At 47.4% G+C, this 11,681-nt stretch carries 6 protein-coding genes; all 6 read right to left on the reverse strand.

Going from position 1 to position 11,681, the window contains the following annotated elements:
* Positions 1–24 precede the first annotated feature (24 nt).
* The 6 genes from V202x_RS15660 to V202x_RS15685 all read right to left on the reverse strand — a co-directional run bounded on the left by V202x_RS15660 (position 25) and on the right by V202x_RS15685 (position 11,388).
* On the reverse strand, positions 25–1,491 hold the full coding sequence (locus V202x_RS15660; protein WP_145176773.1) for a DUF1501 domain-containing protein: 1,467 nt from the start codon (positions 1,489–1,491) through the stop codon (positions 25–27).
* Between the two features lie 6 nt (positions 1,492–1,497).
* Positions 1,498–4,677, reverse strand: a complete 3,180-nt coding sequence (locus V202x_RS15665) for a DUF1553 domain-containing protein (protein ID WP_145176776.1) — start codon at positions 4,675–4,677, stop codon at positions 1,498–1,500.
* 285 nt (positions 4,678–4,962) lie between these two features.
* Positions 4,963–6,354: a DUF1501 domain-containing protein gene (locus V202x_RS15670; RefSeq protein ID WP_145176779.1), complete on the reverse strand. Its 1,392-nt coding sequence runs from the start codon at positions 6,352–6,354 to the stop codon at positions 4,963–4,965.
* A 47-nt stretch (positions 6,355–6,401) separates the two neighbouring features.
* Positions 6,402–9,215, reverse strand: a complete 2,814-nt coding sequence (locus V202x_RS15675; protein WP_197992911.1) for a PSD1 and planctomycete cytochrome C domain-containing protein — start codon at positions 9,213–9,215, stop codon at positions 6,402–6,404.
* The gene (locus V202x_RS15680) at positions 9,202–10,863 is read right to left on the reverse strand and encodes a LamG-like jellyroll fold domain-containing protein (protein ID WP_145176785.1); all 1,662 of its coding nucleotides are present in this window, start codon (positions 10,861–10,863) and stop codon (positions 9,202–9,204) included. Before V202x_RS15680 ends, V202x_RS15675 begins: the two co-directional genes overlap by 14 nt.
* A 3-nt stretch (positions 10,864–10,866) precedes the next feature.
* A complete protein-coding gene (locus tag V202x_RS15685; RefSeq protein ID WP_144987392.1) occupies positions 10,867–11,388 on the reverse strand; it encodes a sigma-70 family RNA polymerase sigma factor in 522 nt (173 codons plus the stop codon).
* Positions 11,389–11,681: the final 293 nt, after the last annotated feature.

Raw genomic sequence — 11,681 nt, forward strand, 5'->3', positions numbered from 1 at the left:
TTTTATTACTACATTCTGCTTTTACTAAGACAACAGTCCTTTGACGACATTCGCCCCATCGACTCCCGTGAGCTTTAAATCGAGTCCCTGGTACTTCACCGTAAAGCGATTATGGTCGATGCCCAGACAGTGCAGGATACTCGCATTTAAATCGTTAATGTGCACCGGATCTTTCACAATGTTATAGCAATGATCGTCAGTTTCTCCGTAATCGATGCCTGGCTTAAAACCACCGCCGGCAACCCAGGTTGAAAAACAGCGACCATGATGATCACGTCCATGGTTGTCTTTGGTAAGTGTTCCCTGACTATAAATCGTCCGGCCGAACTCCCCTCCAAAGATAACAACTGTATCGTCCAATAGTCCTCTTTGTTTTAAGTCTTTCACGAGGGCTGCTGCTGGCTGATCCACTTTATCACAATTATTACGAATGGCTTTCGGCAAGCTTCCATGTTGATCCCATCCACGTTGGAACAGTTGAATAAAGGGCACACCACGTTCAGCCATGCGTCGTGCTAGAATGCAATTGGCAGCGAAGGTTCCTTTTTTCTGTGAGTCGGGCCCATACATGTCAAAGGTGGCCTGCGTTTCGCCACTCAAGTCCATCAAGCCTGGAACCGAAGTTTGCATCCGATAGGCCATCTCGTACTGTGCAATCCGCGCTTCAACTTCCGGATCTCCCGAAAGTTGCGCTTTTTCCGCATTGAGTTTTGCCAGTCCATCTAGCATTTTACGACGAAGGCCTCTGTCTAACCCTTTTGGATCGGACAGATACAATACAGGATCTCCTGCACTGCGAAACTGCACTCCCTGATGTCGAGAGGGTAAATTCCCACTGCTCCAGAGTCGTGAATAGAGCGCTTGTCCTGGAGCATTTCCGACGGAGATCATCACCACATAAGCGGGTAGATCCTTGTTGGGACTTCCAAGCCCATAACTCAACCACGCTCCAAAACTGGGACGTCCTAATTGCTGCGTTCCCGTATTAATGTAGGTAATGGCAGGATCATGGTTAATCGCTTCCGTATTCATGGTGCGGATGATGGCAATGTCGTCTGCGATCGATGCCGTATGCGGTAGAATATCGCTATTGATCCATGTCCCTCGTTCGCCATAGCGTTTAAAATTGAACATGGGTGCCACACAGGGAAACGATTTTTGACCACTGGTCATACCAGTGAGCCGTTGTCCTTTGCGAACTGACTCAGGTAGCTCTTTCCCATGAATCTTCTTTAGCACCGGCTTATAATCAAATAAATCAATATGGCTGGGTCCTCCGGCCATAAAAAGATAAATCACCCGTTTCGCTTTGGGCGCAAAATGGGGTAGTCCCGGCAATCCACGTTGCTCGGGACCAGTTTGACTGGCCGCTGATATTTTGGGTACATCACCTAACAAACTGGCGAGCGCCGCAGCGCCGAGGCATCCACGCGAACGCGATAATAATTGTCGACGTGTTAACTGTCGCTGATATTCTTCAATTGGATTCATTAATCTTTACTCGCGCGTTAATGTTTCGTCTAAATTTAAAATCATGTTTCCAACCACCGTCCAAGCTGCCACTTGTATGACATCCAGTTTTTTATCTCGGGGTGATTCGCCCATACTCAGTAATTCTTCAGCCGCTTTGGGATTTTTCTGATATTGTTTCATACTTTCCTGGTAAACGTTCAAAAGTACTTCGCGTTCTGAAGAACGAGGTTCTCTCGCAGTCGCCAATAAAAAAGCATACAAGATTTTTTCGTCGTTTGTTGAGCCCCCTTCTTTCAATAACCGTTCTGCCAGGTGACGAGCTGCTTCCACAAATTGGATATCATTCATTGTCACTAATGCTTGCAGTGGTGTATTCGTACGTGGTCGTCTAATTGTGCACTTCTCCCGTGTAGGAGCATCAAATATCTGCATACTCGGTGGAGGCGCGGAACGCTTCCAGTAAGTGTAGAGACTACGACGATAAAGTTTTTCACCGTGATCCTGAACAAACTTGGGATTCCCTCCCAATCCGACTTCTTTCCAGAGTCCGGGAGGCTGATATGGTTTCACTCCCGGTCCTCCCATCTTTTTATTGAGAAGCCCACTGATATGAAGCGCACTGTCGCGAACAAATTCTCCCTGTAATCGAAACCGTGCGCCACGTGCCAACAGTTTGTTTGAGGGGTCTTGCAGATAAGCTTGACGTGAGGCATCTGATGATTGCCGGTAGGTTGCTGACATTACAATTCGCTTGAGCATCCGTTTGATATCCCAACCTGATTCGCGAAAATCGACAGCCAGCCAATCGAGTAATTCAGGATGACTGGGAAAGGCACCTTGTGAACCAAAATCTTCTGGTGTGGTGACAAGCCCCGTCCCAAATAACATTTGCCAGTAACGATTGACGGCGACACGCGCTGTGAGTGGATGGTCGTCTTGAAAGAGCCACTGTGCCAAACCCAAGCGATTTTGTGGTGCTTCTTTTGCCATCGGAGGTAAAATGGAAGGGGTCCCCGGTTGCACTTTGTGTTTGGTAGGAGCATCGTATGCGCCACGTGCGAGGATGAACGTATCCCGAGGCTTCGCCATGTCACTCATCATCATCACCGTCGTCAACGGTTTGAGGAGTTCTGTCTCCTCTGTTTTTAATTCCTGCTTTTTCTTGATTAAGGCGATATACTCTTTATCTTCATGTTCCAGATAATAATTGCGCAATTGTTGCTGTTGTTCTGGTGTACGTTGATCAGGGGCCACAGCCAGAATAGAGGTGATCGGAAGCTGTTTCGAAAGTGTTTTAATTTCAGATTGACTCAATGCGCGATTAAAAGCAGCCACTTCATCTACAGTTCCCTTCAACCGCGAACCAGGATGCCGACTACCGATCAGTAATGCCTTAGGGGTACGAATCGATTCGCTTAATCGATCTTGCTCAATGTTCCAATCCCATAACTGACCATCGACATAAATCTTGACTCCCTTCGCTTTGGAAGAGCCATCATAGGTCACGAACACATGATGCCAGGTACCAGGCTTGATTTTTTTCTTTGAGGTTACCTTAATCGCGTTGGTAGGCCATTTATTAATAATATGAACTGAGATTTTTTCACCAGCAATGAAAATGTCATATCCACGATGACTATTGGCATCATCCATTTTCGCCAATAGAACTCCTGACCCCTTGGGCTCCAGATTAAGCCAGCCACCAAGGGAAAATTGATCCGTGCGTTCAAAATCACACACGTTTCCTAAATCAATATAGGTCTTACCATCAAACTTCACCCCCTGGTCGTGTGGGGATTTCACCCAGTTTGCATTTCCATGGATGGTCCCTTTTCGCTTCGGATCAACTTGATCGACAACCTGCTTGCCTTCTCCTTGAGCGAGTACAAAATGCAATAACTGACCTTTAAGATCAGTGGGACTTTCTTGTTGCTGTTTTTCTTTCGTGGTGAGCCAGTCTGTAAATTGGGGAGTCGCAGCTTTCTTTCGGGCGGCAAGCTGCTTTTGGTTCGCTTCCATTTTGGCACGCGTTTGCGGCAGTTTTTTTTGTTTTTCCGGATCGACCAGTTCCACGATCGGTTTTGCGTTCCCTTTTCGCGTCTGACTTCCGCCATCAGCGCTGATGTTAAAAAATCCAAAGAAGCGGTAATAATCTTCATGTGAAATGGGATCGTATTTATGCTCATGGCACTGAGCACACTCCATACTGAGCCCCAACCAGACAGTTGAAGTTGTCTTCACACGATCGACAGCGTACTCAACCCTGTATTCTTCGGGAATCAGTCCTCCCTCATCCGTCGTACCATTATTACGATTAAACCCTGAGGATACTTTTTGTAACGGTGTTGCATTGGGAATCAAATCCCCCGCCAATTGCTCTATTGAAAACTGGTCAAAGGGAATATTTGAGTTATATAACTCTACGATACGATCGCGCCAGGCCCACATATCTCGTGGTCCATCCGCATGATACACACTCGTATCACCATAACGGGCCGCATCAAGCCACATCAAAGCCATTCTCTCACCGTAATGCTTTGAATTTAACAGACGGTCAACCAGTTTTTCATAGGCATGGGGAGATTTGTCTTCAAGGAAGTTTTTGATCTCTGCAACTGTGGGAGGCAGACCCGTCAAATCGAAAGTCAGTCGTCGAATTAACGTTCGCCGGTTGGCTTCAGCAGATGGTTTTAATTGTTGATGTTCCAGTCGGGCCAACACGAATTGATCGATGGGATTTCGAACCCAGTTGCTTTTCTTAACTTGAGGGAGATTTGACTTTTCTGGTGAGAGAAACGCCCAGTGACTGTTCCACTCGGCGCCTTCATCAATCCAGCGTTTAATCAGCTTCACCTGCGCAGGAGTTAATTTTTTATTTGACTCCAGCGGCGGCATCTTCAGATCAACGTCTGAACTGGTAATGCGAGCATAGAGTTCACTTTGATCAGAATGCCCTGGAGTGATGGCACTATCCTTTGCAGCCTGTTCCATATCTAGACGAAGATCACCTTCTCGATGTTCGGTATCAGGCCCATGACAATGAAAGCAGTTGTCAGAAAGAATCGGTCGAATATCGCGACTGAAATCAATTTTGGTAGTCGATCCTGATTTTTTTGCTTGCCCGGTTTCAGCCAGACAGACATTGATTGTCAATATGAGACAACAAACCAGAGAAACCAAACTCAGGCGGGAAGGTGTGCGCATAGGGAATTATGTCCTTCAAAACTGAACACAATCAACGATCTTGGTGCGTCTCAAGAAAATCCGAAACTACGACATCGCAGTACGTGGAGAACAGGTGGGGCCCAATTAAATGATCGTTATATAGATGTTAGGGATGTCCGAAGCCAATTGTCAAGGCTTTTCCCATTGAAAGACGACCGCTGATTCCAACCATAGATTAACAAACAATGTTCATTAATCCGTAAAACATGAGTAGACGTGAGATTGATATTATTTGATTTGAAAACTGTTAAACGAAAGGTAAATCTAGGCCATGATCTCTGAGATTAATTCGCCACCAAATTGAGAAAGCTGTTTAAAACGACCACCGTGGAAATAAGTCAGTTTATTGTCATCCAGTCCGAGCAGGTGCAGCATGGTGACATGCACATCGCGTATGGGATGAACTACTTCGACAGCTTCGGAAGCAATCTCATCAGTCGCTCCGATAACGGCACCACGTTTCACACCTCCGCCTGCAAACCACATATTCATCGCATCGATGTTGTGACCACGACCGAGCGCGGTGACACCTCCTCGGTAATTGTTATCAGGAGTACGACCGAATTCTCCCGTCCAGACAACAAGCGTTTCGTCGAGCAGACCGCGCGCCTTGAGGTCTTTAATTAAGGCGGCAATGGGTTGATCAACACTGGCAATGCGTGAAGAATGGCCTCTTTCAAGATAGTCATGGCTGTCCCATCCCCCTGAGAAAATCTGTACGAAGCGAACCCCCTGCTCTACCAGACGCCGTGCCAACATGCATTGACGACCAAAGGCGGCTGTTTCTTTGCGATCCAGCCCATAAGCGGACTGTAGATGCCGAGGTTCACTGTTGAGATCAATGATACCCGGAACAGACATCTGCATGCGGTACGCAAGCTCGTAGCTTTCCATACGTGCCTGTAACTCCGCGTGCTCGGGATGTGCATCCGCATGAAAGGAGTTGAGCATCGCCAGTTGATCCAACGCTTTTCGCTGATGCGCGCGAGATTTGTACTTGGGGGGATTCAGATCAAGGATCGGTGAACCGGTAGACCGTAATCTTGTCCCCTGATAGTGTGAAGGAAGAAAGCCATTGGTCCAGTTTGCAGGACCTGCCTGTGGGAGTGCCAATTCTGTCATGACAACATAACCGGGAAGATTCTGGTTCTCGGACCCAAGTCCGTAAGTCACCCAGGCCCCCACACCTGGATCGCCACCGAGCCGACTGCCAGTATTCATGTGAAGCAACGCTTCGGGATGATTGAGCGATTCAGCCTGACAACCACGGTAGACGCATAATTCGTCTGCAACGAAGGGATCTGCCAGGAACTTCCACTGATCGGACATCTCGATTCCTGCATTCCCCACCTTGCGTGATTTGAAAGGACTGCCGACATAAAATCGCTTACCTGTTGCTAATCCTTTTGTTCGCTTAGACTCAGTTAAATGCAATTGATTCAATTTTGGTTTGGGGTCGAACGTGTCTGCCTGTGATGGTCCTCCTTCCATAAAGAGCATGATCACCGCTTTCGCCTTTGGCTGATGCAGAGATGGTTTGGGAGCTAAAGGATTCGTCACCTTTTTCTCAGCAGCCTGCAGGTCAGTGAGCGCCAACGCCCCCAATGATGCACCCATCCCATATAAAAACTCACGGCGGGGTATTCTAGTTGTCATTGTCTCGTCCTGATTATTCTTGAGAGAATTGATATCAAATAAAGATCTTAGTAAACAAACAAAAATTCGTTGGAGTTCAAGAGCAGTAGACAGACATCGGCGAGTGCACGCGTCTCGGCGTCAACGGTCCACGGCTTCGCATCCGGAACATAGTCTTCATACACGTTCAACTTTTCGATGAATTCGAATGTATCGCCGGTCAGTTCCTCAACCAGCGACCTCACGACCTGCGTCGGATATTCGATCTTTTCCGGCTGATGTTCTCGATGATAAACCTGCATCTCTTTCAAATACTTTTCCAGGCTCTCCTGCTCTTGTGAAGTTGGACGTCGGCTATAAGCCAGTTGGATGGCTCGGTTTATCCACTCCGCGGGTTGAGAGGGTCGCTCCTGCTGAATTCGTAAAGCAAAGGCAATTGACCGATCTGTCATCGTGTCACTATTGAGTAGAGTAAAGGCCTGTGGAGATACCGATGCAGAGTTTCTCATTTCACAAGACTCATTGGGATTCGGAAGATTCATAATTTCGAGGAAGGGATCAGCCTGACCACGAACTCGGTATGCATAAATCGTACGACGATTTCGTTCAGTCGGAGTTCGAGAAGGTTGATGGGCGGGTGCAATCGAAAACTGAATCATACGCGGCTGTAGCGCCACTTCCCTATTGATCTCAGGCATTATGGGAACCCCACCCATTTCTGGATTCAATTCACCACTAATGAGCAGCGCACTGTCTCTCAATTCCTCAGCCGTGAGTCGGCGTGGCGGGAATGATGCCAGGAGTGCATTGTCAGGGTCAATAGTCGCCTGTTTCTTTATATTAAGTGGTTTGCTGGAGCGTTGATAAACCTCGGAAGACATGATTAATCGATGCAGGCGTTTCAATTTCCAGCCATGTTTGATGAAGTCGGTTGTCAGCCAGTCAAGCAACTCAGGATGAGTCGGCTTACCCCCTTTGGCTCCAAAATTGTTCGCGGTCTTCACGAGACCTTTACCAAAATGGTATTGCCAGACTCGATTGACGATCGAACGTGCTGTGAGTGGATTCTTGTCATTTGCAATCCACTGTGCTAACGAAAGGCGACGTCCCTGAAGATCGGCTGTGATTTGATGAGGATTCCCTGCTTGTGAATCGACCGCAAGTCCCGTCGCACTCAACACTCCAGGTGAAACAGGATGTGAAGGTGCTTCGAGAGAACCACCACTGAGAATGAAATTTTCTGGACGCCACTTGTGATTGATGCGTTTTGGTGGTCGTAGCTTTCTGCCATTCTTATAGTCATCCTGTCCGTTATAAACCGCTTGCGCCATCGGCTCATAACGTTCCAAGCGACGTTGCCAGATCCATACATCCTGTTCACGCACCTTCTTGATTCCCTTTTCTTCTGGTGTCAGTCCTACATGACGAGGCGGCTTTTTGTCTTCGGGATCTTTTTTCCGGGCGTTTTCGTTCTTGTAAGGCAAATTATGCTCGGCATACCATTTCTTTGCTGCTGCTTCCTGTTTGTTAACAACTTTGTCGCGCTCGGCTTTCGCATACTCGAGGAGTTCTGCAACTAATTTTCGTTTTTCAGCGAATCCCTTGCGGTTCTCTTCAGGCAGAAAAGCGACGTTCATTTCCGCCGGCTGTGTGGTCGCGAACGCGGCATACATGCTGTAGTAGTCGCGGGTTGGTACTGGATCAAACTTGTGATCGTGACATTTACAGCATCGCATGGGGATTGAGAGAAAGGATTGCCCTACATTATGAACCAGATCATCGAGATAAATCTGTCTAAGCTCTTTTTGTGGAATCATCGCAGTGCCCCAAGGTCCCATCCGTAGAAATCCTGTTGCAATGATTGCTTCTGGATCACCGGGACGAAGTTCATCGCCTGCGATTTGTTCTACAACAAATTCATTAAAAGGTTTGTCTCTGTTAAAAGACCGAATCACATAGTCGCGATAACGCCAGGCGTTTGATCGTTCATAGTCATTCGAAAAACCAGCCGTATCGGAATACCTCACGACATCCAGCCAATGTTGTGCCCAGCGTTCTCCATAAGCATGACTCTGCAATAATCGTTCAATAAGGTCAGCCCATGCCTGTTGCGGATTTTTTTTCCACGACTTGCGAAATTGTGACACATCTTTAAGGCCAGGAGGCAAACCGGTCAGATCGTAGGTCGCACGCCGAATCAAGGTTTGGGCACCGGCCTGCGGTGCTGCTTCGAGCTTTTCTTTATCAATTTTTCTTTGAATAAAGAAGTCGATTGGATGTTGTCCCGCCAGCTTCATCTTTTCCATATCTACCTGTTTCAACGGTTGGAATGCCCAGATATCTTCCGGCCGGTAGCGACGATAGGTCCAGTCATCTGCTAACCCTCCACTTGTATCAACAATGATTCCCTCTTCATTTTCACGAACAGACCATTCCTGCTTCTGGATCGCTAATTGCGTCGTCGCGTCTGGCCACGGGGCTCCCGCAGCAATCCATTTTCTGATCCATTCCGTTTCAGTCTTCGTCAGTCGGTCATTCTCTTTGGGCGGCATTTCAGAACCATTCCAAAGCACAGCCTGATACAGTGGACTCTTATTGGGATTACCTGGTACGAGTGGCGGTTCTTCCGGGTCAGTGCCTTTGAGCATTCCTTCGCGCGTCATCAGATTATAATCACCGCGGACATCTTTCGGATCATTACCATGACAACCAAAGCATTTGACTTTGAGCAGAGGCAAAACTTTCAGAGTGAAAAGACGCTCCGCGGCAGCTTGATCCCGTTTCTTATTCTGCTCCGCGGATTGGCTCAAGTTTGCCATATTCAATGCAAAACACAGTCCCGTAATGATGGCAATCAATGAAAGATACTTACGGCTTGCCATTATCATACATCTCCTTGATTTCGTCTGCGGTCAGAGCAGCGGCAAAAATTGCCAACTCGTCAATACGGCCATTAAGATTCCGGATGGCAAATCGCGCATCGGGTTTGGTTGACATCGACCAGTTTCCAATCGTTGCGGCTCCGATTCGCGTTGTTTTCACCAGTTGTGAATCAGGAATACTTTCTGAATATAAAACTTTACCATTTAAATAATGAGTTGTACGTTGAGCGTCTACATCATAAGTGGTTGCCAGATGCAACCATTTCCCACTGAGGGACGGCTTCCAAAACGGAGGCGAAAGCACTTTACGATCTGGTGCTCCTTGAGTACCACGCTTACTGGGTCTTACCGAAAAGTAGATTTGCCCCGTATCTAAAATTTGCCAGTGGGGCTCACCCTGATTGTAATTGTCTGTCAGAAAAAGCGAGTTGTACCAGCGGTCGAGACTGTCAATTCGGACCCAGCAGGCAAACGTCAGTGAACTGAACTCTCCCGGAATCTGTACCCGCACACGATCGCCCGGCTGTTTGAATTCCAGGGCTCGTTTCATTTTCCAACGCCCGGGGACAGACCGTGCACCAACAATGGCGCCATCCAACTCACTGTTTTTTGGCAGTACATCACACTTAAGTCTGCGTTCCCACCCTCCATTCTGGTCAAAAGCGAAGTAAGTAATCAGTCTTGGATCATTCCCTAGTTTTTCAGACCAGGCTTTCCACTGCTCGTATCGAGCAGTACGCTGCCCTTGTGCGCGAGACTCCAACGCAGCAATATCGAGATACCGCTCCGGGGTCATTTCAGATTTCTCGAATATGCCCGTGGGATTACGAACCAGTGCCTGTCCGGCCGTTAGAAGCTGCTTCTGATTATTTTCCTGCAACTCGACTTCACCATCAAAAACCTGCACATCGGCTCCTTCCTCTGAAACAGACAGGCCGAACTCTGTTCCCAGGTCGACCACCTTCATATCATCCACTTCGAGTGAAAAACCGCGTGCTGCCGGTGGAACTTGTGCCCTGAGTCGCCCATTATGTACCCGCGCGAGAGTCTCTGATTCAATTTCCAAGTCAGCCGGTCCTTCGATAATCAGGGTAGCACCACAAAAAAACTCAACCTGAGCAAATCCCGATTCAATCGCTAAACGCCCGGGTGGGAGTGCATCACCAACTTCGATAGCAGCTTGACCATCATCCCAGGTGACGTCCATCAGTCGAGTGATAATCGCCACACCACGGGAAGTGGCTTCCTCACGTTGTGGCTGTGAATTGGAGTCCGCGGTTACAGAAACTCTTTGATTAGAATCTGGTGAAAATTCTAAATAGACAATGCGCCCGATGAGAGCACAAATCAGTAACATGGCAGTAGCGACGATCCAATAGTTAAAGCGAAACGCACTGGTTGCTGAATGCCTTACTGGCTTTACCCGTTGAACAGTGTCATTTGTGGAATCTTCAACAGCAGGTCGAATGAGTCCCGCATCGCCTTCCAGCTTCAAAGCCGCACTCATGATTTGTTGTTGAAGAAAGAATTTCCGAGCAGACTCATCTTGACTCAAAATATCCTGAATACGGGCCATTCCCTCGTTGTTAAGCGTGCCTGCTTCCCAATCAAATAATAGTGATTCCAGTTCTTCAATTTGTGAACTCATAATTTAACCTTCTGCAGCCATTCGTTTCTGTACACAATCGGCCAATTGTCGCCGAATGCGTAACAAGGCAACCTTGATTGAAGAAACAGACCGGTTCGCGTTTTGACTCATTTCTGCAACCGATTTCGTACGAAAATATCGTTCTTCAATCAGTTCGCGATTCGATGAAGTTAACAGTCCGAGACAAGGCCGCAACGCTTCTCTGATGGCATCAATCTGTTCAGACTGACTGGCTGCTTCATCGCTCAGCATTTCCGCCAGGCTCGAATTCAGCAGCATCCGATCACGCTGCTTATCACGCAATTGTGCCAGTACCTGAAATCGGACAATCGCAAACGCCCAGGGCAAGAAAGGTCTTGTCTGATCATATTCTGCGATTTTCCGCCACAACACCAAGTTGGTCTCCTGTAAAACATCCTCAGCACGACTGTGGTCACCCAGCAAAGAATAGACGTACCCGTAGAGCCGATTCTGGTTCTCTGTCAGTTGTTGCACAAATTGTTCATTATTGTCCGCTTGCCCCATAATTCCTCCGATTTACAGGTTATTACCGTCAACATCACTCAGGTTACATCAAATCAGGAAAATCTTTGACAAGAAAGACGAATTTGTAAGAAATACTATCGAAATGCAGAAAGCAGGTATAAGTGGAATCAGCTTTTCTCAGTCTGACTTATGAATTCAGATAACTAACAAAGTTTATAATCTCTAATACAATGCCTTTGCTGATAGACCAATTTCGCGTCCTGACCCGTTTTTGTTCAGGACCAAAATTCCGAACCACTAATACAAAATGGCATTTCTTTAAAACTTTGATC

Source organism: Gimesia aquarii (assembly GCF_007748175.1).
GTDB lineage: Bacteria > Planctomycetota > Planctomycetia > Planctomycetales > Planctomycetaceae > Gimesia > Gimesia aquarii_A.